Source organism: Azotobacter chroococcum, from assembly GCF_004339665.1.
Taxonomy (GTDB): domain Bacteria; phylum Pseudomonadota; class Gammaproteobacteria; order Pseudomonadales; family Pseudomonadaceae; genus Azotobacter; species Azotobacter chroococcum.
In genome coordinates, this window is the sequence record NZ_SMMU01000005.1 from 119,716 (window position 1) to 144,309 (window position 24,594).

General features: G+C 68.5%; 24 protein-coding genes. 6 read left to right on the forward strand and 18 right to left on the reverse strand.

Annotation, left to right across the window (positions count from 1 at the left end; translation table 11 throughout):
• The first annotated feature begins 110 nt into the window (after positions 1-110).
• The 4 genes from EV691_RS06835 to EV691_RS06850 all read left to right on the forward strand — a co-directional run bounded on the left by EV691_RS06835 (position 111) and on the right by EV691_RS06850 (position 5,187).
• A complete protein-coding gene (locus tag EV691_RS06835; protein WP_131301369.1) occupies positions 111-2,699 on the forward strand; it encodes a glycosyltransferase in 2,589 nt (862 codons plus the stop codon).
• A 140-nt stretch (positions 2,700-2,839) separates the two neighbouring features.
• On the forward strand, positions 2,840-3,997 hold the full coding sequence (gene dapE / locus EV691_RS06840; RefSeq protein WP_131301371.1) for a succinyl-diaminopimelate desuccinylase: 1,158 nt from the start codon (positions 2,840-2,842) through the stop codon (positions 3,995-3,997).
• Positions 3,991-4,794 carry a putative RNA methyltransferase gene (locus EV691_RS06845; protein ID WP_131301373.1) on the forward strand — a complete coding sequence of 268 codons (804 nt, stop codon included), beginning with the start codon at positions 3,991-3,993 and terminating at the stop codon, positions 4,792-4,794. The genes dapE and EV691_RS06845 overlap by 7 nt, the downstream gene beginning before the upstream one ends.
• A gap of 18 nt (positions 4,795-4,812) precedes the next feature.
• Positions 4,813-5,187 (forward strand): hypothetical protein, encoded by a 375-nt coding sequence (locus EV691_RS06850; protein WP_131301375.1) that lies wholly within the window; start codon positions 4,813-4,815, stop codon positions 5,185-5,187.
• Positions 5,188-5,261: 74 nt separating this feature from the next.
• Here the strand turns inward: EV691_RS06850 and EV691_RS06855 are convergent, their stop codons facing one another.
• From EV691_RS06855 to EV691_RS06875, 4 genes are all read right to left on the reverse strand, one after another.
• Positions 5,262-5,471, reverse strand: a complete 210-nt coding sequence (locus tag EV691_RS06855; RefSeq protein WP_039802587.1) for a cold-shock protein — start codon at positions 5,469-5,471, stop codon at positions 5,262-5,264.
• A 296-nt stretch (positions 5,472-5,767) separates the two neighbouring features.
• On the reverse strand, positions 5,768-7,603 hold the full coding sequence (locus EV691_RS06865) for a GldG family protein (RefSeq protein ID WP_131301377.1): 1,836 nt from the start codon (positions 7,601-7,603) through the stop codon (positions 5,768-5,770).
• A 1-nt stretch (position 7,604) separates the two neighbouring features.
• Positions 7,605-8,339, reverse strand: a complete 735-nt coding sequence (locus tag EV691_RS06870; protein WP_039802583.1) for an ABC transporter permease subunit — start codon at positions 8,337-8,339, stop codon at positions 7,605-7,607.
• Complete coding sequence (locus EV691_RS06875; RefSeq protein WP_131301379.1) at positions 8,336-9,256, reverse strand: ABC transporter ATP-binding protein; 921 nt, start codon at positions 9,254-9,256, stop codon at positions 8,336-8,338. The genes EV691_RS06870 and EV691_RS06875 overlap by 4 nt, the downstream gene beginning before the upstream one ends.
• 326 nt (positions 9,257-9,582) lie before the next feature.
• Between EV691_RS06875 and EV691_RS06880 the strand changes: the two genes are divergently transcribed.
• Positions 9,583-10,260, forward strand: coding sequence for a DUF4197 domain-containing protein (locus tag EV691_RS06880; RefSeq protein WP_131301381.1), 678 nt, complete (start codon positions 9,583-9,585; stop codon positions 10,258-10,260).
• A 9-nt stretch (positions 10,261-10,269) separates the two neighbouring features.
• Here EV691_RS06880 and EV691_RS06885 read toward each other — a convergent pair whose 3' ends face one another.
• The 6 genes from EV691_RS06885 to ppc all read right to left on the reverse strand — a co-directional run bounded on the left by EV691_RS06885 (position 10,270) and on the right by ppc (position 17,058).
• A complete protein-coding gene (locus EV691_RS06885; protein WP_377802328.1) occupies positions 10,270-11,049 on the reverse strand; it encodes a class I SAM-dependent methyltransferase in 780 nt (259 codons plus the stop codon).
• A gap of 107 nt (positions 11,050-11,156) precedes the next feature.
• Positions 11,157-11,846 carry an extensin-like domain-containing protein gene (locus tag EV691_RS06890; RefSeq protein WP_207390278.1) on the reverse strand — a complete coding sequence of 230 codons (690 nt, stop codon included), beginning with the start codon at positions 11,844-11,846 and terminating at the stop codon, positions 11,157-11,159.
• 35 nt (positions 11,847-11,881) lie between these two features.
• Entirely contained in the window at positions 11,882-12,736 is an 855-nt protein-coding gene (locus EV691_RS06895) for a DUF72 domain-containing protein (RefSeq protein WP_131301385.1), read from the reverse strand.
• Between the two features lie 8 nt (positions 12,737-12,744).
• The gene (gene tsaB / locus EV691_RS06900; RefSeq protein WP_131301387.1) at positions 12,745-13,422 is read right to left on the reverse strand and encodes a tRNA (adenosine(37)-N6)-threonylcarbamoyltransferase complex dimerization subunit type 1 TsaB; all 678 of its coding nucleotides are present in this window, start codon (positions 13,420-13,422) and stop codon (positions 12,745-12,747) included.
• 110 nt (positions 13,423-13,532) lie between these two features.
• On the reverse strand, positions 13,533-14,180 hold the full coding sequence (adk, locus tag EV691_RS06905; RefSeq protein ID WP_039802571.1) for an adenylate kinase: 648 nt from the start codon (positions 14,178-14,180) through the stop codon (positions 13,533-13,535).
• Positions 14,181-14,421: 241 nt separating this feature from the next.
• Positions 14,422-17,058 carry a phosphoenolpyruvate carboxylase gene (ppc, locus tag EV691_RS06910; protein ID WP_131301389.1) on the reverse strand — a complete coding sequence of 879 codons (2,637 nt, stop codon included), beginning with the start codon at positions 17,056-17,058 and terminating at the stop codon, positions 14,422-14,424.
• Positions 17,059-17,267: 209 nt separating this feature from the next.
• Between ppc and EV691_RS06915 the strand changes: the two genes are divergently transcribed.
• A complete protein-coding gene (locus EV691_RS06915; protein WP_039802568.1) occupies positions 17,268-17,612 on the forward strand; it encodes a hypothetical protein in 345 nt (114 codons plus the stop codon).
• Between the two features lie 3 nt (positions 17,613-17,615).
• On the opposite strand, the gene EV691_RS06920 is transcribed toward EV691_RS06915, so the two are convergent.
• The 8 genes from EV691_RS06920 to lysS form a co-directional block, all read right to left on the reverse strand.
• Positions 17,616-18,119 (reverse strand): O-acetyl-ADP-ribose deacetylase, encoded by a 504-nt coding sequence (locus EV691_RS06920; protein ID WP_131301391.1) that lies wholly within the window; start codon positions 18,117-18,119, stop codon positions 17,616-17,618.
• Positions 18,116-18,439, reverse strand: a complete 324-nt coding sequence (locus EV691_RS06925; RefSeq protein WP_131301393.1) for a PA3694 family proteiin — start codon at positions 18,437-18,439, stop codon at positions 18,116-18,118. Before EV691_RS06925 ends, EV691_RS06920 begins: the two co-directional genes overlap by 4 nt.
• Positions 18,436-19,326 (reverse strand): alpha/beta hydrolase, encoded by an 891-nt coding sequence (locus EV691_RS06930; protein ID WP_131301395.1) that lies wholly within the window; start codon positions 19,324-19,326, stop codon positions 18,436-18,438. The genes EV691_RS06925 and EV691_RS06930 overlap by 4 nt, the downstream gene beginning before the upstream one ends.
• Positions 19,326-20,072 carry a TIGR00266 family protein gene (locus tag EV691_RS06935; RefSeq protein WP_131301397.1) on the reverse strand — a complete coding sequence of 249 codons (747 nt, stop codon included), beginning with the start codon at positions 20,070-20,072 and terminating at the stop codon, positions 19,326-19,328. The genes EV691_RS06930 and EV691_RS06935 overlap by 1 nt, the downstream gene beginning before the upstream one ends.
• Before the next feature lie 96 nt (positions 20,073-20,168).
• The gene (locus EV691_RS06940; RefSeq protein WP_039802558.1) at positions 20,169-21,467 is read right to left on the reverse strand and encodes a flavohemoglobin expression-modulating QEGLA motif protein; all 1,299 of its coding nucleotides are present in this window, start codon (positions 21,465-21,467) and stop codon (positions 20,169-20,171) included.
• 7 nt (positions 21,468-21,474) lie between these two features.
• A complete protein-coding gene (locus EV691_RS06945) occupies positions 21,475-22,029 on the reverse strand; it encodes a hypothetical protein (RefSeq protein WP_131301399.1) in 555 nt (184 codons plus the stop codon).
• A 59-nt stretch (positions 22,030-22,088) separates the two neighbouring features.
• Positions 22,089-22,766 (reverse strand): TetR/AcrR family transcriptional regulator, encoded by a 678-nt coding sequence (locus EV691_RS06950; RefSeq protein ID WP_240931527.1) that lies wholly within the window; start codon positions 22,764-22,766, stop codon positions 22,089-22,091.
• Between the two features lie 213 nt (positions 22,767-22,979).
• A complete protein-coding gene (gene lysS / locus EV691_RS06955; RefSeq protein ID WP_039802554.1) occupies positions 22,980-24,482 on the reverse strand; it encodes a lysine--tRNA ligase in 1,503 nt (500 codons plus the stop codon).
• Positions 24,483-24,594 lie beyond the last annotated feature (112 nt).

The window sequence follows — 24,594 nt, forward strand, 5'->3', positions numbered from 1 at the left end:
CTGGCGTGGCGGGACAGGCGGGAGCTATACAGGTCAGGGATGGCACAGTAGGATGCGCCGACGGCGTTCGCCGGCTTCCCCTGCTCCACCCCTTGGAACCTGAATCAGTCATGTCATCGCATAAATTCGGACTCAATCTGGTGGTGGTCGTGGCGGTCGCCGCGCTCTTCACCGGCTTCTGGGCGCTCTACAACCTGCCGGTCAGCGCACCGGACTGGCCCGAACAAATCTCCGGCTACTCCTTCTCGCCGTTCCGCCCGGGGCAAAATCCCCAGGAGGACGTCTACCCGAGCGACGAGGAGATCCGCGCCGACCTGGAGCTGCTCAGCCGGCAGACCGACAGCATCCGCACCTATTCGGTGGACGGCGCCCTGGCCAATGTGCCGCGCCTGGCCGAGGAGTTCGGCCTGCGCGTGACCCTGGGCATCTGGATCAGCCAGGACATCGAGCGCAACGAACGGGAGATCGCCAAGGCCATCGAACTGGCGAAGAGCTCGCGCAGCGTGGTGCGCGTGGTGGTCGGCAACGAGGCGCTGTTCCGCGGCGAGATCACCCCCGAGGCGCTGATCGCCTACGTCGACCAGGTGCGCGCCGCGGTCAAGGTGCCGGTGACCACCTCCGAGCAGTGGCACATCTGGCAGGAATATCCGGAGCTGGGCCGCCACGTCGACCTGATCGCCGCACACATCCTGCCCTACTGGGAATTCGTGCCGATGGAGGATTCCACCCAGTTCGTCCTCGACCGTGCCCGCGACCTGAAGAAGCTGTTCCCGAGAAAGCCGCTGCTGCTCTCGGAAGTCGGCTGGCCGAGCAACGGCCGCACCCGCGGCGGCGCCGAGGCCTCCCAGGCCGACCAGGCGATCTACCTGCGCACCCTGGTCAACACCCTCAACGCCCAGGGCTACAACTACTTCGTCATCGAGGCCTTCGACCAGCCCTGGAAGATCGACGACGAAGGCTCGGTGGGCGCCTACTGGGGCGTCTACAACTTCGAGCGCCAGCCCAAGTTCGCCTTCGAAGGGCCGGTGGTGGCGATTCCCCAGTGGCGCCTGCTGGCCATCGGCTCGGTGGTCCTCGCCGTGCTGGCCCTGGCCCTGCTGTTGATCGACGGTAGCTCGCTGCGCCAGCGCGGGCGCACCTTCCTGACCTTCGTCGCCTTCGCCTGCGGCTCGATCCTGGTGTGGATCGCCTACGACTACAGCCAGCAGTACAGCACCTGGTTCAGCCTCACCGTCGGCTTCCTCCTCGCCCTCGGCGCACTCGGCGTGTTCATCGTGCTGCTCACCGAGGCCCACGAGCTGGCCGAAACGGTGTGGATGCTCAAGCGCCGCCGGCCGTTCCCGCCGGTCACTGGCGACGAAGCCTACCGGCCCAAGGTGTCGATCCACGTGCCCTGCTACAACGAGCCGCCGGAGATGGTCAAGCAGACCCTCGACGCCCTCGCCCGTCTGGACTATCCGGACTACGAGGTGCTGGTGATCGACAACAACACCAAGGACCCGGCGGTCTGGCAGCCCCTCGAGGAGCACTGCGCGCGCCTCGGCCCGCGCTTCAAGTTCTTCCACGTCGCGCCGCTGGCCGGCTTCAAGGGCGGCGCGCTGAACTACGTGATGCAGCACACCGCGCCGGACGCCGAGGTGATTGCGGTGATCGACTCCGACTACTGCGTCGAGCGCGACTGGCTCAAGCACATGGTGCCGCACTTCGCCGATCCGAAAATCGCCGTGGTGCAGTCGCCGCAGGACTACCGCGACGACAAGGAGAGCGCCTTCAAGAAGCTCTGCTACGCCGAATACAAGGGCTTCTTCCACATCGGCATGATCACCCGCAACGACCGCGACGCGATCATCCAGCACGGCACCATGACCATGACCCGCCGCGCGGTGCTGGACGAGCTGGGCTGGGCCGACTGGTGCATCACCGAGGACGCCGAGCTGGGCCTGCGGGTGTTCGAGAAGGGCCTCTCCGCCGCCTACTCGGAACGCAGCTATGGCAAGGGCCTGATGCCCGACACCTTCATCGACTTCAAGAAGCAGCGTTTCCGCTGGGCCTACGGCGCCATCCAGATCATGAAGCGCCACACCCGCAGCCTGCTGTGGGGCAAGGACACCGAGCTGACCCGCGGCCAGCGCTACCACTTCCTCGCCGGCTGGCTGCCGTGGATCGCCGACGGGCTGAACATCTTCTTCACCCTCGGCGCCCTGCTCTGGTCGGCGGCGATGATCATCGTCCCGCACCGGGTCGATCCGCCGCTGATGATCTTCGCCATCCCGCCGCTGGCGCTGTTCGCCTTCAAGGTCGGCAAGATCCTGTTCCTCTATCGCCGCGCGGTGGGCCTCAACCTCAAGGATGCCTTCTACGCCGCGATCGCCGGCCTGGCGCTGTCGCACACCATCGCCAAGGCGGTGCTCTACGGCTTCTTCACCAGCAGCATCCCGTTCTTCCGCACGCCGAAGATGGCGACCAGCCATGGCTTCCTGGTGGCCCTGGCGGAAGCCCGCGAGGAGGTTGTGATCATGCTCGTGCTGTGGGGGGCGGCCGCCGGCATCGCCCTGGTGCAGGGCTTCCCGAGCAACGACGTGATCTTCTGGGTGGCGGTCCTGCTGATCCAGTCGCTGCCCTACCTGGCGGCGCTGATCATGGCCCTGCTGTCGTCGCTGCCGAAGGCCGAGGAGGCTCCGCTCGCCGAGACCGCCTGAGGCGTGTCGGCCACCCCCGCCGGGCTCCCGCCCGGCAGTCGGCAGTCGCCTATCCTTAACCCCGTCCCCCGGCAAGGCCGCTGCAGTCGCGCAGCGGCTTTTGCTTTAAGATGGCGCCCTTTTTCCGCCCCGGAGCCGCAATGACCGCCCCCGCCCTCTCCCCCACCCTGGCGCTCGCCTGCGAGCTGATCAACCGCCCCTCGGTCACGCCGCTGGACGAAGGCTGCCAGGCGCTGATGATGGCCCGTCTGGGCGCCGCCGGCTTCGCCCTGGAGCCGATGCACATCGAGGAGGTGGAGAATTTCTGGGCGCGTCGCGACGGCGGCACGGGCGAGGGGCCGGTGCTGTGCTTCGCCGGCCACACCGACGTGGTGCCGACCGGCCCGCACGAGGCCTGGCAGAGCCCGCCCTTCGCGGCCACCATCGATGACGCCGGCATGCTCCGCGGGCGCGGCGCGGCGGACATGAAGGGCAGCCTGGCGGCCATGCTGGTCGCGGTCGAGCGCTTCGTCGCCGACCACCCGCGCCATCGCGGGGCGATCGCCTTCCTGATCACCAGCGACGAGGAAGGCCCGGCGCTGCACGGCACCCAGGCGGTGGTCGAGCGCCTGCGCGCGCGCGGCGAGCGCCTCGACTGGTGCATCGTCGGCGAGCCGTCGAGCAGCGCAGCGCTCGGCGACACGGTGAAGAACGGCCGGCGCGGCTCCCTCGGCGCGACCCTGACGGTGCGCGGCAAGCAGGGCCACGTGGCCTACCCGCAGCTGGCGAAGAACCCCATCCACCTGGCCGCGCCGGCGCTGGCCGAGCTGGCCGCCGAGCACTGGGACGACGGCAACGCCTTCTTCCCGCCGACCAGCTTCCAGATCTCCAACATCAAGGCCGGCACCGGCGCCACCAACGTGATCCCCGGCGAGCTGCAGGTACTGTTCAACTTCCGCTTCTCCACCGAATCCACGGTGGAAGGCCTCCAGCAGCGCGCCGCGGCGATCCTCGACCGTCACGGCCTGGACTGGCAGATCGACTGGGCGCTGTCCGGCCTGCCGTTCCTTACCGAGCCGGGCGCGCTGCTGGACGCCGTATCGGCCAGCATCCGCGCGGTGACCGGCCGGGAAACCACACCCTCGACCAGCGGCGGCACCTCCGACGGGCGCTTCATCGCCACTCTCGGCACCCAGGTGGTCGAGCTCGGCCCGCTCAACGCCACCATCCACCAGGTCGACGAGCGCATCCTGGCCAGCGATCTGGAACTGCTCACCGAGATCTACTACCAGACCCTGGTGCGGCTGCTGGCATGCTGACCTGTCCCCTCTGCAACGGCGCCCTGAGCGCCGATGAGCGGGGCGTCACCTGTCCCGCCGGGCACCGCTTCGACCGCGCCCGCCAGGGCTACCTGAACCTGTTGCCAGTGCAGCACAAGAAGAGCCGCGACCCCGGCGACAACCAGGCAATGGTCGAAGCGCGTCGGCGCTTCCTCGACGGCGGACACTATGCCCCGCTGGCCCGCCGCCTGACCGAACTGGCCGCCGAACGCGCGCCACGCCGCTGGCTGGACATCGGCTGCGGCGAGGGCTACTACACCGCGCAACTGGCCGAAGCCCTGCCCGAGGCCGACGGCTATGCCCTGGACATCTCCCGCGAGGCGGTCAAGCGGGCCTGCCGCCGGGCCCCGCAGCTGACCTGGCTGGTCGCCAGCATGGCCCGGGTGCCGCTGGCCGACGCCAGCTGCGGGCTGCTGGCCAGCGTGTTCAGCCCGCTCGACTGGCAGGAGGCCCGCCGCCTGCTGGCCCCCGGCGGCGGCCTGCTGCGCATGGGACCGACCCGCGAGCACCTGCTGGAGCTGCGCGGCCTGCTCTACGACGAGGTGCGCGAGTACGACGACGCCAAGCACCTGTCGCTGATTCCGCCGGGCATGCATCTCGCGCACAGCGAAACGCTGAGCTACCGGCTGCGGCTGGACAACGCCGAGGACCGCGCCGACCTGCTGGCGATGACCCCGCACGGCTGGCGCGCCAACGCCGAGCGCCGCGCCGCGGTGATCGCCGCGCCCTTAGAGGTCACCATTGCCATACGCTACGATTGGATCGAACGAAACTAGCCGGAGAGTCCGCCAGCCATGCGCCAACCCGATATCGAGATCTACCTGAAGGACGGCGATCAGCAGGCAGTCACCGACTGGCTGAACGCGACGATCGGCCCCTGCACGCCCTGGCGCCGCCAGGGCCAGACCTTCAAGTGCCAGGCCGCCAACGGCGCGCCCGTCACCTGGCTGCCGAACGCGGTGGGCAAGTGGCACACCCTGTTCATCGAGAGCGAGCGGACGCCCTGGGAGGACGACCTGGCCTTCGCCCGCGCCGCCTTTGCCGCACTGGGCGTGGAGATCCGCTGTGCGCCGGGAGGCTGGCAGGAAGAGGACGGCATCGATGCCGCCGACCGCTGGATCAAGATCAACGGCGAGGGTGAGCAGGAGTTTATCTGGCGGACCCAGTGAGGGTCCCGGGAAGGCACCGGCGGCAGCCGGAAGCCGGAAGCGAACAGGCCCGTCGCTGACGGGCCTGTCGGGTACTACACTCTGGAGACGTCTTCCGCCTGCAGGCCCTTCTGGCCCTGGATCACCGAGAACTCCACCTTCTGTCCCTCGATCAGGGAGCGATGACCTTCGCCGCGGATGGCGCGGTAATGGACGAACACGTCCGGGCCGCTCTCGCGCTGAATGAATCCATAGCCTTTGGCATCATTGAACCACTTGACGGTTCCGACCTCACGATCAGCCATTACCACTCTCTCCAAACATGCAATTTTGTTGTTTGCCTTACCAGAGGCCACCAAGGCCCGCGGACGTGCTCCAAACCCTCAAACATGCTCGATCACTAGGGTGTTGAAGGCGCATCCCTGGAAGCACCGCTTCGGCAGTATAAAGCAACCGTCAGGGCTGGAAAGGACTTTTTGTCGCAGGCACGCAACCCCTCCAGATCAATAAATCAGTCGAAAATCTGAGTATTTTCGACTGATTTCAGGCTTTTCGCCCACTCCACCAGCAATAACCCTATGTTTGATAGGCGATTTTCCCCTCAGACCCAGCGCCGACGACGCCACAGCCAGACTGCCAGCACGCCCAGGGTCAGCAGCAGCGGCACCAGGGCGATGTTGAGGAGCTTGAGGGTGCGCCCGAGGGCCTCGATGTCGGCGTTGAGCTGGTAGCGCACCTCGCGCAGCTCCTTGCGGATGCGCAGCTTCTCCTGCATGAACTGCTGCAGCGTGGCCTGCTGCTCGGCGTTCAGTTCCAGGGCCTTGCCCGGCTCCTCGCTCTGCTGCAGGGCGGCGAGCTGCTGCTCGGTCTGCGCCAGGCGCTGCTGCAACACCTCCTCCTTCTTGCGGAAGCGCGCCTCGGCCTCGCGCTGCAGCGCCTCGACCACCACGAACGGACGGCTGAAGCGGCCGCGCGAACGCACCTCGATCAGCGCGTCGGAGCCGGCCAGGTTGTCCAGCGCGTTGATCGCCAGGCTGGCATTGTCGGCGAACGGCTGCGGGATGCGCTGGCCGAAGAAGTCCTGCACCCGCACCCACATGCGGTCGCTGAGCAGGTCGCTGTCGGCGACCACGATCAGGTTGATGTTGTCGGCCGCCTTGAGACCGTCCTTGCGTCCCTCGATGCCACCCGGATAGGCCGACCTGGCCGGCCCGCTGATCCGCGCGGCCAGGGTGTAGCGCTCGCCGGTCGGCTGCAGGTCGCCGAGCAGGGTCTGCGGATCGTCGACGGCGGCGACCCGCTCGGCATCCAGCGGCATGGCGTAGGCGGAGCTGTGGATCAGCGGCACGAAACGGGTCGAGGCGCCCTCCACGGGGTCGAGGATGCCGGCGCTGGCGACGGTCAGGGTTTCCAGCCCGGCGGTGCTGACGTCCTGCTCGTCCAGCGCCGCGGCCGGCAGGCTCAGCCAGGCGGGATGGCGCACCGCCCGCTGGCCCTGGCCAACGCTCACCGCCATGGCGTAGGCGGCATCGCCGAGCACCTCGCCGGGGCGCAGGCGCAGGCCCCAGGCCTTGAACAGCGGCTCCAGGTCGGAGGCCCGGCCAGCGCCCATCTCGCCGCTCAGGCTCATGCCCGTGTCGGTCTCGCTGAGCGGATCGACGAAGGCCAGCAGCTTGCCGCCGCGCAGCACGAACTGGTCGATGGCGTAGAGGGTCTGCTCCGGCAGCTGCTTCGGGTGCACCAGCAGCAGCACCGAAACCTCCTCGGGAATCTGGTCGATGCCGGTCTCCAGGCTTTCGATGTGGAACAGCTGGCGGATCTCCTCGAGCACCATCCAGGGCGGCGTCGGCTGCCCGGCCAGCATGTCGAAGCCACCGTTCAGCTGCAGCCCGGAAAGCACCCCGACCACCGGCAGCGCGGGATGCGCCAGGCTCTGCACCAGGCGGCTGATCTCGTACTCGAGGAATTCCTCCTGGTCCAGCGGGAAGAACGGGATCGCCTGGGTGTTGCCCGCCGGATTGCGGCCGGCCAGGCCGAAGTAGATCTGCTCGCCGCCCTGGTTCAGCGGCACCGCCTGCAGGCCGAACTCGGCGGCGCGGTCCTCATCCTCGGAGAACGGCTCGGGATCGACGATGTGCAGGCGCAGCCTGCCGTCCGCGACGCGCTCGTAGGCCTTGAGCATTTCCTCGACGCGCCGGGCGTAGTTGCGCAGCGGCGCCAGCTCGCGGGTGGCCTGGTCGGAGTAGAAGAAGTACAGGTCGAGCGGCTCGTCCAGCTCGGCGAGGACCCGCTCGGTGCCGGCGGACAGGGTGTAGAGCTTCTGCTCGGTGAGGTCCAGGCGGGCGTTGCCGAGCAGCTGCCCGGAGAGGATGTTGAAGACGAGAAACGCCGCGGCGATGAGCAGCAGCCCGGCGCCGGAATACAGGATCTTCTTCATGTCAGTCGGCCTTCTTCAGATCGACCACCACGGCGGTGGCGGCCAGCCAGGCGGCGATCAGGGAGACGAAGTAGAGCAGGTCGCGCAGGTCGAGCACGCCCTTGCTGATCGCATCGAAACGCACCAGGAAGCTCAGCGAGGCCACCGCGTCGAGCAGCCACTGCGGCGCCCAGCCGGCGAAGGCGTCGAGCACCAGCGGAAAGCCGCTGACGACGAACAGGAAGCTCAGGCTGACGGCGAGGATGAAGGCGATCACCTGGTTCTTCGCCAGCGCCGACATGCACGAGCCGATCGCCAGGTAGGCGCCGGCCAGCAGCCAGCTGCCGAGGTAGCCGGTGAGGATCGCGCCGTTGTCCGGCTCGCCCAGATAGTTGACGGTGAGCACCAGGGGAAAGGTCAGCAGCAGGGCCAGGCCGGCGAACGCCCAGGCGGCGAGGAACTTGCCGGCGACCGCCTCGAAGCGGCTGATCGGCAGGGTCATCAGCAGCTCGATGGAGCCCGACTTGCGCTCCTCGGCCCAGAGGCGCATGGCGATGGCCGGCACCAGGAACAGGTAGAGCCAGGGATGGAAATTGAAGAAGGGCGCGAGACTCGCCTGGTTGCTCTCGAAGAAGCGCCCCAGGTAGAAGGTGAACACCCCGGAGAGGACCAGGAAGATCAGGATGAACACGTAGGCCAGGGGCGTGGCGAAATAGCTGCCCAGCTCGCGCCTGAAGACCGCCGGTAGCTGTCTCATGCCGCCTCCCCCCGGGTCAGGGCGCGGAACACCTCATCGAGGCGGCCGCGCTCCACGTCCAGCTCGCGCACCTTCCAGCCGCGCTGGTGGATCAGCGCATTGATCTGGGGAAAGATCACCTCGCCCGGCCTGGCCAGCACGGTGAGGCTGCCCTCCCGGGAATTGGCCTCGACCCCGGCGACGCCCGGCAGCGCCGCCAGTGCGTCCTGCTCCAGGCCCTCGCCGACCAGGGTCACCGCCTGGTGGTAGCGCGAGCGGCTTTCCAGCTCCAGCGGCGTACCGTCGGCCACCAGCCGGCCGGCGGCGATGATCAGCGCGCGGCTGCACACCGCCGCCACCTCCTCGAGGATATGGGTGGAGATGATGACGATGCGGTCGCGGGCAAGCTCTGCGATCAACTGGCGCACCTGGTGCTTCTGGTTGGGATCGAGGCCGTCGGTCGGCTCGTCGAGGATCAGCACCGGCGGCTCGTGGAGGATCGCCTGGGCCAGGCCGACCCGGCGCTTGAAGCCCTTGGAGAGGGTGTCGATGGTCTGGCCGAGGACCATCTCCAGCTCCAGCCGGGCCACCGCCGCCTCGACCCGGCGCCGCTTCTCCGCGCCGCGGAAGCCGCGCACCTCGGCGATGAAGCCGAGGAAGCCGGCCACGCGCATGTCGCCATAGCAGGGCGCGCCCTCCGGCAGATAACCGATCTGCCGCTGGGCCTGGAGGGTCTGGCGCTGAATGTCGAAGCCGAGGATGCGCGCGCTGCCGGAGGTCGGCGCGAGAAAGCCGGTGAGCATCTTCATGGTGGTGGACTTGCCGGCGCCGTTGGGGCCGAGAAAGCCCAGCACCTCCCCCGGCTGGACGCGGAAGGACAGGTTGTCCACCACGGTGTGCTGCGCGAAGCGCCTGGTCAGGTTGTCTATCTCGATCATGGCCTCTCATCCGTGTGGTGAGGCCCTCCCGCCAGCCGGCGGCCTTGGGCGGGAAGCGCCTCGTTCGATCCGTTGAAAAACCCGGCGTGCCGGGTCGGCCCGGAAGCCGATGGCCGCCTAAGGACGCGTTCAACGGCCGATGTAGTGAATGCCGGCGGACTATAAGGAGTCGGTCGACGGCCTGGCAAGAGACTGCCCGGCGCCGTGGACTGTCGCCACGCAGCCGCTCTGCCACACGGTCGGGAAGCGTTTCGCGATGCGCCCGGATGTTCCGCCCCACCCGCCTCGGCTAAGCTGGCCGCCCCTTTTCCGCACGGAATGCCATCATGCGTCGCCTCGTCCCCTTGCTCGCCGGCCTCATGCTGAGCGCCAACGCCCTCGCCCTCACCCTCGCCGATCTCACGCAACAGGACGCCAGTGGCGGACTCAAGGATACGCTCAGCCAGGGCGCCCAGCTGGCAGTGCAGCAACTGGGCCGGCCCGGCGGTTTCAGCAACGACCCCGAACGGCGCATCGAACTGCCGGGCAAGCTCGGCAAGATCGCTCAGACCATGAAGATGATGGGCATGGGCAGCCAGGTCGAGCAGCTCGAGACCCGCATGAACCAGGCCGCCGAGGCCGCCGTGCCACAGGCCCAGGCCCTGCTGCTGGACGCCGTGCGCCGGATGACCGTGACCGACGCCAAAGCGATCCTCGCCGGTCCGCAGGATGCGGCCACCCAGTACCTCGACCGCAGCAGCCGCGAGCAGATCCGCGCCCGCTTCCTGCCCATCGTCAAGCAGGCGACCGACCAGGTCGGCCTGGCCCAGAAGTACAACGCCTTCGCCAGCCAGGCGGCGAGCTTCGGCGCGATCGATGCGAAGAGCACCAACCTCGAGGGCTACGTCACCGACCAGGCGCTCGACGGCCTGTTCGAGGTGATCGCCGCGGAAGAGGCGAAGATCCGCGAGAACCCGGCCGCGGCCGCCAGCAGCCTGGCGAAGAAGGTGCTCGGCGCGCTGTGACGCGCGCGCCTATCCCTTCAGCGACTGCAGGGGGTAGATGTCATAGCGGCTCGACTTGCCGTCCAGACTGTAGCCTGGCTTCGGCCCCTCGATGCAGGGCGCCTTGCGCGGGCGCTTGACCACCACCCGGTGGCTGGCCAACGCCAGGGCGCCCGCGAGCAGGGCCGGCGCGTCTGGATCGTCGCCGACCAGCGGGCGGAACAGGCGCATCTCCTTCTTCACCAGGGCGCTCTTGTCGCGGTGGGGGAACATCGGATCGAGATGGATCACCTGCGGCGGCTCGTCCTGCCACTGGCGCATCAGCGCGATGGCGTCGCCCTGCAGCAGGCGCATGCGCGCGACGATGGGAGCGATCTCCGGGTCCCGGGCGGCACGGGCCAGGCCGTCCGCGAGCAGCGCGCCGATCAAGGGCTGACGCTCGATCAGGGTCACCTCGCAGCCCAGGCAGGCGAGCACGAAGGCGTCGCGTCCCAGCCCGGCGGTGGCGTCGAGAACCTTCGGCCGCACGCCCGGCTGCACGCCGACCGCCCTGGCGATCATCTGCCCGCTGCCGCCGCCGAACAGCCGCCGGTGCGCCGCCGCCCCCTCGACGAAGTCGACCCGCACCGGCCCGGGCGCCTGCGCTCCCAGTTCGGCCAGTTGCAGCCCCTGCTCGCCGAGCTGCAGGGCGAACTGCGCCTCGCCGCCGAGCGGCAGGCCCAGGCGCTCGGCCAGGGCCTGTGCCGTCTGATCAAATACCGGGTCCAGGGCCTCGACCCGAACGCATACCGCAGGGCTTTCGTCGATCATCACCACACGCTCGAAAAGGGCCGCCGCGGCGGCCGTCAACTCCAGGCCCGGCATTCTGCCAGAGTCGGGGCCATTCCCGGCGCTTCGGAAGGCTGAAGCCTCCGGTTCTAGCGGCAGAGCCGTCCCGGCCCCATGTCGACGTGCAGGTGGTCGCGGTGGGCGGCGTTGTAATCCGGGCCTAGGGTGACGTTGAAGAAGCGGCAAGCGGCATCGCGCACCAGGCGCAGAAAGCGTGCCGCCTCGTCATCGCCGCCCCAGTCGCGGGCCACGGTGATGCGCCGGCCGTCACCCAGGCGGAAACCGGCGATGTCCAGGGCATTGGCGCTGGCATGCTGACTGCGCCTGGCACTGCGCGCGATGTTGCGGCAGGCGAAGCTGCCATAGTGATCGATGCGCACTACCGGCTGGCCGAACACCTGCCGGGCCGCAGGCTGCAGGCCATGGCGCTCGAACAGGGCATAGCCGACGGCGAGCGGGCAGGTGACCGTGAAGCTGGCATTGAAGGCAACCTCGGCGGAATACAGGCGCACGCTGTTCTCGATCGGGCAGTCGGGCGCCGGCCGAGTGTCGGCCAAGGCAGTGTAGCGCAGTGCGGAGCTGGCCAGCGCCGCGGCGCAGAGCGCGGGATCATGTCGCAGACGCCACTGCTTGAAGGGGGTGAGCAGGTTCGGCGGGGCCCGCACATCCAGCGGCGCCCAGGGATTCCAGCGGGGCGGCACGGCCGGCCAGGCCTGCCAGCCGATCCAGACGATCCCTGCCAGCAGCGCGCACATCAAGAGCCAGAGAACGAAGGGCATGTCCTTGAGGCAACGAACAAGCGGCTTGGTTGCACTTAAAGCAGATCGAGCTGAGAACTCCCAACTGCTGGCGGGTCCGTCAGCGGCGGCAGTCCCGGCAGACGTGTCCTCAGTTGCTCATGGAAGCGCCGCGCCAGCTCGGGAGCCAGGAGGTTGTCCGGGGTGTGCAGAAAGACGTAGGGATGCCGGCCCTCCTCGATCCAGGCGGCGATCTTGTCCACCCAGGGCGCCATGAAGGGGTCATTGGCGGCGAGCACGGGATGGCCGATGAAGCGCACCTGCGGGAATGCGCTGAGGGCAGCCGGGCGCACCGGCAACCGCGGCTTCTTCGCCTGGGCGTGGCGCACCGCCGGCGTGTCATCGTGGCAGCTGAACAGGGCCCGGGAATCCAGGCACAGGCGCTCGACGCCGGCATCGCGCAGCAGGCGGTTCAGCGCCCGCTCCTCCGCGCCGCGCTGGAAGAAGGCCGGATGGCGGACCTCCACCGCCAAGGGGCGCTCGAACCGGGCGAGAAAATCCGTCAGCTCGCCGAGGCGCGCCGGGCCGAAACTGGCCGGCAGTTGCAGCCAGAACGGCGTGACCCGCTCGCCCAATGGCGCCAGCAGCGCGACGAAGGCCCGGGTAGCCGATATCTGCTGACGCAGGTCGGCCGAGTGGCTGATGTCCCGCGGCAGCTTGGCGCAGAAGCGGAAATGCGCCGGCATGCGCTGCGCCCAGCGCTGCACGGTGACCGCCGAGGGCCGGGCATAGAAGGTGGTGTTGCCCTCGACCGCGTTGAACACCCGCGCGTAGAGGGCCAGGTAGTCGGCCGCCGGCGCGCCGTCCGGGTAGAGGCCGCCGCGCCAGGCCGCCTCGCTCCAGGAGGGACAGCCGAGACAATAGGGCAGCATCGGCGAAGCTACCGGGCGCCCTTGGGGGTGGCGACCTTGTCGCGCAGGTAGATCGGCTGCGCCTGCTCGGCCGGCACGCCCTCGCCACGCTGCCAGGCGAAGCCGGCCAGGATCAGCAGATCGCGGGCATCGGGCAGCAGGCTGGCGCCCACGGCGGCCGGCACGACCGGCATGCGCCTGGCATGGACCCAGCCGGTGCCGGCGCCGAACCAGTCGCCGGTCGCCAGGCGCGGCAGCTCGACCTGCTCCGGCGGCAGCACCGCCTCGGCGCCGGCCAGGCGCATCTCGCCGGCCTCCAGGCGGTAGCAGCCCCAGTAGACCTCGTCCATGCGCGCGTCGATGGCTGCCGCCACCTGACCAACGCCCTGCTCGCGATGGGCGCGCTGGGCCAGCAGCGCCAGGTTGGAGACCGGCAGCACCGGCCGCTCGAGGGCGAAGGCCAGCCCCTGAACCACGCCGACGGCGATGCGCACCCCGGTGAAGGCGCCCGGGCCGCGGCCGAAGGCGATGGCGTCGACCGCCGAGAGGGCGATGCCCGCCTCGCCCAGCAGCTCCTGCACCATGGGCAGCACGCGCTGGGCGTGCACGCGTGGAATCACCTCGCAACGGCCGAGCACACGCCCTTCGTGCAGGAGGGCGACGGAACAGGCTTCGGTGGCGGTATCCAGGGCCAGCAGAGTGGTCATCGGGTCATCCGGGCAGGAGAAGAAGGGCGAACATTATAAACGCCACCCGACCAGAAGCCGAAAAGCAGACGGCCCGCACAGGGCGGGCCGTCCGTTGCAGGCATTGCGGATCAGGCCAGGGCTGCCTGCACGCGGGCGGTGATCTCGCCCACCGAGCCGACACCCTCGATGCGGCTGTAGCGAGGCGTGCCGCTGGTCGCGGCGAGCCTCTGGTAGAAGTCGACCAGCGGCTTGGTCTGCGAATGGTAGAGGGCCAGACGGTGACGCACGGTCTCCTCCTTGTCGTCCTCGCGCTGGATCAGGTCTTCGCCGGTCTCGTCGTCCTTGCCGGACACCTTCGGCGGGTTGTGCAGGACGTGATAGACGCGCCCCGAGGCCGGGTGCACGCGGCGGCCGGACATGCGCGAGACGATCTCCTCGTCGTCCACGGCGATTTCCAGCACATGGTCGATGGTCACGCCGGCGTCGCGCAGGGCTTCGGCTTGGGGAATGGTGCGCGGGAAGCCGTCGAAGAGAAAGCCGCGGGCGCAGTCGGGCTGGGCGATACGCTCGCGGATCAGATCGATGATGATGTCATCGGAAACCAGGCCGCCACTGTCCATCACGCCCTTTACCTTGAGTCCCAGCGGGCTGCCGGCCTTGACCGCGGCACGCAGCATGTCACCGGTGGAAATCTGCGGAATACCGAACTTTTCGGTAATGAAGCGGGCCTGGGTGCCTTTACCGGCACCGGGCGCCCCCAGCAGAATCATGCGCATCGATGTAGCTCCTTGAGTGATTATTAAAATCTTCGAATTGTCTCTGATCGATCATCTAAACAACGAATTTGGCGCTTTCGGGCAGCCAAAAGGGTGCACAAGATACACAGCCGACCCTGGGTGCACAAGTCAGACAAAACCGTAACGAACTTGCCGCAAACGACAGAAAACCTCGGCGAAAAGCATGACGGCAAATGCATGCCGAAGCTCCATCCGCCAGCCCCTTCGCACCTGCCGTTGGTCAGCCCGTATTGCGCAGACCGGCGGCGATGCCCGCCACGCTCACCAGCAGTGCCTGTTCCAGCGGGCTGCCGGCCTGCTCCTGATGCTGCCGATAGCGCGCCAGCAGCTCGACCTGCAGCAGGTGCAAGGGATCCAGGTAAGTATTGCGCACGCTGAAGGCGGCACAGACCTCCGGATTGTGGCCGAGCAGACGCTCCTGCCCCGTCAATTCGAGAACCGCATCACAGGCTTGCGACAAAAGGCCGCGCAACTGCTGCCCCAGGGGGCGCAGGTGCGGCTCCACCAGACGCTCGTCGTAAAGCCAGGCGATGGAGGCGTCGGACTTGGCCAGGACCATCTCCAGCATGTCAATGCGCGTGCCGAAGAACGGCCAGTGCTGGCGCATCCGCTCGAGCAACTCGCCCTCGCCGCGCGCCAGAGCATTGCCCAGGGCCGTCTCCCAGCCCAGCCAGGCCGGCAGCATCAGACGGGTCTGGGTCCAGGCGAAGATCCAGGGAATCGCCCGCAGACTCTCGATCCCGCCGGCCCGCCGCTTGGCCGGACGACTGCCCAGCGGCAGGCGCCCGAGCTCCTGCTCGGGAGTGGCCTGACGGAAATACTCGACGAACTGCGGATGCTCGCGCACCACGCCGCGATAGGCAGCCAGACCCTCGGCGGCCAGGCGGTCCATCAGTGCGCGCCAGGCCGGCTCCGGCGTCGGTGGCGGCAGCAGGGTGGCCTCGAGAACGGCGGCCAGGTAGAGATTGAGGTTCTGCACGGCGGTGTCCGGCAGGCCGAACTTGAAGCGGATCATTTCGCCCTGCTCGGTGGTGCGGAAGCGTCCGGCCACCGAACCCGGCGGTTGCGACAGGATGGCCGCATGGGCCGGACCGCCACCGCGGCCGACGGTGCCGCCGCGGCCATGGAACAGCAGCAGCTCGACACCCTGCCGCCGGCAGACCTCCACCAGCCCCTCCTGGGCGCGGTACTGCGCCCAGGCGGCGGCCGTGGTGCCGGCGTCCTTGGCCGAGTCGGAGTAGCCGATCATCACCTCCTGCGGGCCGTGCAGGCGGGCGCGGTAGCCCGGCAGCAGCAGCAGCCGCTCCACCGTCGGCGCGGCCTGCTCCAGGTCGCCCAGGGTCTCGAACAGCGGTACCACACGCATCGGCCGCTGCAGCCCGCACTCCTTGAGCAGCAGCTGCACGGCCAGCACGTCGGAGGGCGCGCCGGCCATGGAAATGACGTAGGAGCCCAGCGAGGCCGCCGGCGCCAGCGCCACCTCGCGGCAGGTGGCGAGCACCTCGGCGGTCTCCTCCGTGGCGGGAAAGTGCACCGGCAGCAGCGGCCGGCGACTGTCCAGTTCGCGCCCCAGAAAGGCGGTGCGGGCCTCCTCGTCCCAGTCGGCGTAGCGGCCGAGCCCGAGGTATTCGGTGATTTCGCTGAGCGCCGCGGCATGCCGGGCGGCGTCCTGACGGATGTCCAGGCGCACCAGAAACAGGCCGAAGGTGGCCGCCCGGCGCAGGCAGTCGAGCAACGGACCGTCGGCGATCAGCCCCATGCCGCAGGCATGCAGCGAGCGGTAGCAGAGCTCCAGCGGTTGCAGGAGTTCGCGGTTGCTCTGCAGCACCGCCGGCGGACGCACCGTCTCGTCGTGCAGGGCTGCCGCGGCCCAGTCGCGGGTGACCAGCAGGCGCTCGCGCAGCTGCTTGAGCAGAGCCCGGTAGGGCTCGTCGACCTCGCCGACCCGGGCACGCAGCTCGCTGTTCGCCTCCTGCATGGACAGCTCGGCGGCCAACTGGTCGATGTCGCGCAGATAGAGATCGGCGGCCGCCCAGCGCGCCAGCAGCAGCACCTCGCGGGTAATCGCGGCGGTGACATTGGGATTGCCGTCGCGATCGCCGCCCATCCACGAGGAGAAGCGGATCGGCGCCGCTTCCAGCGGCAGATGCAGCCCGGTGGCCTGGTGCAGCGCCCGGTCGACCCCGCGCAGGAAGGCCGGCACGGCCTGCCAGAGGGAGTGCTCGATCACCGAGAAGCCCCATTTGGCCTCGTCCACCGGGGTCGGCCGGCTGCGGCGGATCTCGTCGGTATGCCAAGCCTCGGCGATCAGCCGGCGCAAGCGCTCGCGCACCGCCTCGCGCTCGGCCGGCAGCAGGTCGCTGTGGTCCAATACGGCAAGCTCGGCGGCGATCGCCTCGTATTTGCGGATCAGGGTACGGCGCGTCACCTCGGTGGGATGGGCGGTGAGCACCAGGTCGATCTCCAGCCGCCCGAGCTGGCGGGCCAGCGCGTCGGCGGCATGCCCGCCGGCGAGCAGCCGGCCGAGCAGCTCGGGCAGGGCGCGCAGCGCGAAGGGCGGCGGCTCCTCGGCAGCGCGGCGGCGGATCTCGTGATACTGCTCGGCGATGTTGGCCAGGTTGAGGAACTGGTTGAAGGCCCGTGCCACCGGCAGCAGCTCGTCCTCCTGCAGCTCGCCCAGGGTGCGGGTCAACTGCTCGGCGCCCTCCTCCGAGCCGAGGCGGCCGGTCTTGGCCCCCAGGCGGATGCGCTCGATCTTGTCGAAGAAGTCCTCGCCGCACTGGGCGTGGATGTATTCGCCGAGCAGCTCGCCAAGCAGGCGGACCTCCTCGCGCAGACGGGCGTCAATCTCCTCCATCGCAACCTCCAGCAGCACTAGGGGAACAGGCAGCCGACCGGACCTCCGGCGGCCTCTCCGTCGTGCCGGATCGCTTGCCGTAGAGTGCCCAGCATGCCGATTTCTGACAAGAGGCAGCGCTACTGAGCTAGTCTGAAGTCATACCCAAGCACGATCCGTCACTGCCCGACAGGTCGTCCGGCAGCCCGTGCAGCAGGATGAGGTGCCTCATGAAGATCCGCGAACTGCTCCAACACTGGGAGCGCGGCGCCAGAGGACGTCTGACGCCCAGCAACTATCAGATCCGGCTCGATCTGGAGTCCGCCGCGCGCCTTGCCGCGCTGACCGAGATGTACCCCAGACGCAGCGTCGAGGAACTGCTCGGCGAGCTGATCGGCGCCGCTCTCGAGGAGCTGGAAACCAGCATGCCCTATGTGAAGGGCAGCCAGGTCGTCTCCACCGACGAGCAGGGCGACCCCCTCTACGAGGACATCGGCCCGACGCCGCGCTTTCTCGCCCTGTCGCGCCGCTACTTGCAGGAGATGGCCGTCCAGACCGACAGCGCCAGCCACTGAGGATCAGGCGTCCAGCAGGCGCCGATAGAGCGTGGCCATGTCCGCCGAAAAGGCCACCAGCAGCGCCTGGCGCAGGGAACTGTCGTCCGGTCGTGGGCGACGCAGCTCGGCCAGTGCGATGGCCGCCGCTTGCTCCGGCGGGTAGCCATAGATGCCACAGCTGATCGCCGGAAAGGCGATGGTCTCCAGCCCGTGCCGCTCGGCCAGCGCCAGGCTGTTGCGGTAGCAGGCGGCGAGCAGCTCCGCCTCTCCCCGGCCGCCGCCCTGCCAGACCGGGCCGACCGTGTGGATCACGTAGCGTGCCGGCAGGCGGAAGCCCGGGGTCAGGCGTGCCTCGCCGGTCGGGCAGCCGCCCAGCTGGCGGCAAGCGGCGAGCAGCTCGGGGCCGGCGGCGCGATGGATGGCGCCGTCCACTCCGCCGCCACCGAGCAGGCTGGAGTTGGCGGCATTGACCAGCGCATCCACCGCCAGGCGGGTCAAGTCGCCCTCCCAGAGCTCGACCTTCATCGCTCGGCCTGCGGGGCTTCCTGGCCGAAGCAGCGCACCGCCTGCCGGCGCTGGTCCACCAGCACACCGGTGAGGCCCTTCTGTTCGGTGTCGAACAGCACCAGCACGCCATCGATGCACTGCGCCACCTGGCTGGCCGGCTTCAGGGAAAGCCGGTAATCCTCGCCGGGAATGGTCTTGAGCATGGTGAACTCCGCCAGCAGCAGGGCGTCCTCCGGCCTGGCCACATGCAGATAGCCGTAATAGCCGAGCGCCGCCACCGTGGCGGCGACGCTGCCGACGGCAGTGAGGATCAGGTGAACGGGATTGGTCGCAGTCATCGGGAAATCTCGTCAGGGGAAGATTCGGCCAGCCCGCCCGCCGCCTGCGGATCGGCGAGAAAGCGCAGCATCAGCGCCCGCCACGCCGGCTCGGCGAAGGTCTGCACATGGCCGCCGCGGGTCGGCTGGAAAAGCCGGGGCGGAGCGGCGGCCCGGTACAGGCGCAGGCCGTTGGCAAGAGGCACCAGCGCATCGTCGCGGCTATGGTAGATCAGCACGGGCAGGCCCTGCAGCTGCGGCATCGCCTCGACCGCACTGTCGCCGTCCGGCACCAGCCAGGACAGCGGCACCTGCAGCGGCCAGGTCAGCCAGGCGCTGCCCAGCATGTGCCGCGCCACCTCCCGATAGCTGGCCGGCACGCCGTCGAGCACCAGCGCCGAAACCTGGCCCCGGCGCTCTCGCTGCTGCGCGAGGAAACGCACCGCCAGGGCGCCCCCAAGACTCTGGCCGAGCACGGCGAGCGGTTTGCCGCGCACCGCCGGCTCCGCTTCCAGCCAGGCGAAGGCCGCCTCCAGATCGCCATACACCTCCGGCAGCGCGGGCGAGCCCTCGGAGAGCCCGTAGCCGCGGTAATCCAGCAGCAGCACCTGCCAGCCCTGCTCCGGCAGCCACCAGCTGCCGCCCAGATGCCAGGCCAGGTTGCCACCGTTGCCGTGCAGGTGCAGCACGGTGCCGCGCACCTCCTGCCCGGCCTTGGCCGGCAGCCACCAGGCGTGCAGGCGCGTGCCGTCGGCGGCGCGCAACTCGACGTCGCGATAATCCAGCCCGGCGGCCCGCGGCGTGAGGGGCTGGCCGGGCTCGGGATAGAACAGCAGGGAGCTGCAGCCGCTGCCGGCCAGGACCAGAGCGAGCAGGGCCAGGCGCAGCGCGCGCCTCGGCTGCAGCATCAGTCGCCTCCGCCGCGCACGTCCTCGCGGGCCTTGACCGTCGCCTCGTAGACCCGCTCGGCCAGCCGCGAGAACGGCAGGCTCTGCAGCCACACGGTGCCGGTGCCCTTGAGGGTCGCCAGGAGAATGCCCTCGCCGCCGAACAGCATGCTCTTCAGCCCGCCAGCCAGCTGGATGTCGTAGTCGATGCCCTCGCTGAAGCCCACCAGGCAGCCGGTATCCAGGCGCAGGGTCTCGTCATGCAGTTCCTTGCGGATCACCGCGCCGCCGGCATGCAGGAAGGCCAGGCCGTTGCCGGACAGCCTCTGCAGGATGAAGCCCTCGCCGCCAAAGAAGCCGGCGCCGATGCGTTTGCTGAAGGTGATGCCGATCTCGGTGCCGCGGGCCGCGCAGAGGAAGCTGTCCTTCTGACAGACCAGGGTGCCGCCGATCTGGGCGAGGTCCACCGGCACCACGGTCCCCGGATAGGGCGCGGCGAAGGCGACCCGCGCCTGCCGCTTGCCCTGGTTGGAGAAGTGCGTCATGAACAGCGACTCGCCGGTCAGCATGCGCTTGCCCATGCCCCACAGCTTGCCCAGCACTCCGTCTTCGGAGCCGTCGCCCATGCGGGTCTCGAAGCGCACGCCCTCGGTCATGTAATTCATCGCGCCGGCCTCGGCGACCACCGTCTCGCCGGGATCGAGGATGATCTCCACCGACTGGGCGTGGGAACCGAGGATTTCGTAGTCGAGCTGATGGCTGGCCATGGAAACTGTCCTTATCGAGGCAGGAGGCCTGCAAGGATACTCCGCGAGCCTGCCGGCGCGGCGCACGGCGACGTGAAGCGCCGCACGCCGCGCGCCTCAGAGAATGTTGGCGTAATCCGCCTCGATCCGCTCCATGCTGAGGTGGTTGAGGAAGTTGGAGAAGCACATCCAGGCCGACAGGGCATTGAGATCGCGGAACTGCTCCGGCAGGTACTTCGGCGGCACCACCAGGCCCTGGTCGACCAGCTGGCGCAGGGTGCGCATGTCCTCCAAGGTGGTCTTGCCGCAGAACAGCAGCGGGATCTGCTCCAGCTTGCCCTTGCGCACCGCCAGCTGGATATAGTTGTAGATCAGGATGAAGCCCCGCAGATACGACAGGTCCTTGGTGAAGGGCATGCCGTCCGGCCGCGAGCCGCGGAACACGCGACTGACGTTGGTGTAGCTGTCCTCGTCGCTCAGTCCCTGATCGCGGAAGAACTCGAAGATGTCCAGGAAGTTCGCCCCCTGCTCGGCCATGTGGATGGCGCGGGTGCGGTTGGTCAGCTTGCGCAGGCGACTCGGATAGGAGGCGAAGGCGATCACCTCCATCAGGATCGCCAAGCCTTCCTGGGTCACTGTGGAGGACGGCGGGCCCTTGGCCAGAAAGGTGCAGATCGGCTGGCTCAGCCCGTTGAGCGTGGTGGCCACGTGAACCAGCCCCTCATGCACCTCCAAGGCGCGCACGTCGCGCTCGTTGAACAGCGCGTCGCTGCGGATCTTGATGTAGTCGGCGCCGGCCGCGGCGTCGGCGACGATGCCATCGGACTCGAACACGCGCACCGTCGACTCGCTCTCGCCGAACACCCGGTTCAGGCGCTCCTGGAGCATCTGCACGGCAGTGCTGGCGTTGAGGGTCTTGGGCTCGTCCTTGAGGTCGCCGCGATCGGCGATCTGGTTCAGGTAGTCGGACAGCATCAGGCCGAAATCGGCCAGGGTCGGGTCGCCGGCATGGAAGGCATCCGAGGCGGCGCCGTAGAGTTCCTCGGAAATCAGCCCGAAATCCGCGGTGCCGCGCGCCTCGAGCATGCGGATGACCATGCGGTATTCCTTGCACATGCGCCGCATGATCTGCCCGACCGGACTGAACTGGCCGAGCTGGCGGGTGATGTCCCGTTCGATGCCCTGGAATTCCTGCTTCTTCGCCACCGGATCGAAGGATAACGGGCGACTTTCGTAGTAGGCCCGGTCCACCGGCGGCAGCTTGCGGCAGCCGGCGGCGAAGAAGCGCTGGCGCACCTCGTCGTCCCATTTCACCGCATCCAGCACGCGGATCGGCATCTGCGCCTCGACCAGCCGGTCGGAGAGACTGCGGATGATCTGCTGGTAATCGTCTTTCTGCTTGTTGCGTCTGCTCATCGAGCTCTCACTGGCCGACGCGCTGATAACGCGCCACTTCGCTGAAAACGTCGGAATGGGCAGGATCGTCCAGATAGGCGAAGACCCTGTCCAGCGGGCTGAGGACGCGCACCCCGGGCCCCCCTGCGGTGGCGATCGGCTTGCCGGCCAGCGCGCCCCGCTCCAGCGCCTGGCGAATCCGGGCCGGCTCCAGGTTGTAGAGCACCAGCTCGTTCTGCGCCGTCAGCTCGAAGCCGAGGATGAGGAAACCACCACCGAGATCGTCCGGCAGCCCGGCGGAAAGATACCAGCGCCGGCCATGGCGGGCCACGGTGAATTCGGCCTGCAGCAGAGCCTGCCCGTCATCCGCGCCTTCCTGGTACTGGTGGGCGCGATAGCGGTCGGGACCGGCCTGGCGAATCTCCAGGGCCAGCTGCTCGCCCCATTCGTTGCGCCGGCTCCACTGGCCGAGCAGCGGAATCGGCGCCGCCTCGCCGGGGACGATCCGCTCGGTGAAGCTCACCAGGCAGCCGGCGAGCAGGAGGAAGCACAGCAGGAGGACCGGAAGACGCCAGGCTTGCATAACGCTTTCCTCCGTCCGAAAGGGCCGTCCCCGATGTCCGCACCGGGGACGGCCCACCTTCAGAGCCCGAGCACCAGGTACATGTAGCGACTGAGAATGGCCAGCATCTCCCCGTCGTCCAGGCGTCCCGGACCGTCGAGCAGGCCCTGGTACTCCATGCGTCCGATGATCCCGGTCAGCACGCTGGCATCCTGTTCCGGATGCTGCGAACCGAGCACCTGGAAGAACTGGATGGCCCCCTGCTGGAGGATGCGCCGGTGGGAACGCGCCAGCTCGTGCAGACGCGGGTTGATCAACGCCTCCTGCTGGAAGGCCTGCTCGGCGATCAGCTCGTCGCGGCGGAAATGCAGCTGGTGGCGCACGTAGCCCACCGCCAGCCGGGCGATCTCCTCGGCCAGTTGGCGGCGCGACTCGCCGCTGTCCTCCAGGCGGTCGACCTGCTCCAGCAGAAGCCCCTGGGTTCGCTCCCAGAAGCCGGCCATGTAGGCCGCGCTGCGTGCGACGAACAACGCGAAGGTGTCCGTCAGCAGGTCGTCGATGTCCTTGAAATAGTAGGTGGTCGCCGACAGCGGCACGCCGGCCTCGGCGGCTACCGCCCGGTGGCGCACGGCACGCACGCCGTCGCGGATGATGATGCGCATGGCGGCGTCGAGAATCGCCTGGCGGCGCTGTTCGCTGCCGCGCCGGCTGGTCTTGCGACCTTGATACTGGACACTGTGGGCGACAGCGCTGGCCATGCGGGCGGCACTGTTCAGAGCGATGAACTGGGTCAAGACGGGCATCCTTTTCCAACTAAGACCTGCCCCCATTGTTAGGGCTTTCGGCGCAGGAAGCAATCCATCATGGCACTTCAATGCCAAAATGTGCAGCCGGCCGGATGCATCCGCCAGCAACGAAAAGGCCCGCAGCGGAGTGCGGGCCTTTTCGGGAAGCGGCTACGCGACGCCGGATCAGAGCTCCGGGCGCATGTGCGGGAAGAGGATCACATCGCGGATCGACGGCGAATCGGTCAGCAGCATCACCAGGCGGTCGATGCCGATGCCTTCACCGGCGGTCGGCGGCATGCCGTATTCCAGGGCGCGCACGAAGTCGGCGTCGAAGTGCATGGCCTCGTCGTCGCCGGCATCCTTGTCCCGGACCTGCTGCATGAAGCGCTCGGCCTGGTCTTCGGCGTCGTTCAGCTCGGAGTAGGCGTTGGCGATCTCGCGGCCGCCGATGAACAGCTCGAAGCGGTCGGTGACGCTCGGGTCGTCATCGCTGCGCCGCGCCAGCGGCGAGACCTCGAAGGGATAGCGGGTGATGAAGGTCGGCTGTTCCAGGCGGTGCTCGACCAGTTCCTCGAAGATCATCGTCTGCAGCTTGCCGAGGCCCTCGAAGCCCTTGACGTCGGCACCGGCCTTCCTGGCGATGACGCGACATTTCTCGATGTCGCGCAGATCCTCGGCGGAGATTTCCGGGTTGTAGCGGAGGATCGAGTCGAACACCGACAGGCGGGTGAAGGGCTCGCCGAAGTGGAACACCTTGCCCTGGTAGGGCACGTCCGTGGTTCCCAGCACCAGCTGCGCCAGCTCGCGGAACAGCTGCTCGGTGAGGTCCATGTTGTCCTCGTAGTCGGCGTAGGCCTGGTAGAACTCGAGCATGGTGAACTCGGGGTTGTGGCGGGTCGAGACGCCTTCGTTGCGGAAGTTGCGGTTGATCTCGAAGACCCGCTCGAAGCCGCCGACCACCAGGCGCTTGAGGTAGAGTTCGGGCGCGATGCGCAGGAACATCGGCAGGTCCAGCGCGTTGTGGTGGGTCTGGAAGGGCTTGGCCGCGGCGCCGCCGGGGATGACCTGCAGCATCGGCGTTTCCACTTCGAGGAAATCGCGCTCGGCGAGGAAGCGGCGGATGTAGCCGATGATCTGCGAGCGCACGCGGAAGGTGTGGCGGGTTTCCTCGTTGACCATCAGGTCGACATAGCGCTGGCGGTAGCGCTGCTCGGTGTCGGTCAGGCCGTGGTGCTTGTCCGGCAGCGGGCGCAGCGACTTGGTCAGCAGGCGCACGCTCTGCATGTGCACGTAGAGGTCGCCCTTGCCGGAACGCGCCAGGCTGCCCTCGGCGGCGATGATGTCGCCAAGGTCCCAGTGCTTGACGGCTTCCAGGGTCTCGGCCGGCAGAGTCTTGCGGTCGACGTAGACCTGGATACGCCCGGTCATGTCCTGGATGACCATGAAGGCGCCGCGGTTGAGCATGATGCGTCCGGCCACCTTGACCGGGATCGCCGCCGCTTCCAGCTCCTCCTTGCTCGCCTCGGCATAGCGCTTCTGCAGGTCGGCGCAGTGGCTGTCGCGGCGAAAATCGTTGGGGAAGGCGTTGCCCTTCGCCCGCTCGGCGGCAAGCTTTTCCTTGCGCAGGGCGATCAGCTTGTTTTCTTCTTCGTGGAGGGCATGCTGGTTCAGCGGTTGTTCGCTCATGGTCGTGTCATGTTCCTGATAGGTTGCATCCCCTCGCCGCGCCGGGGAGAGGGTTCGGAAGAGGTGCAGCAAGCCCCTCCCCCCTGCCCCCAGCCCGCCCGGCGGAAGGGGG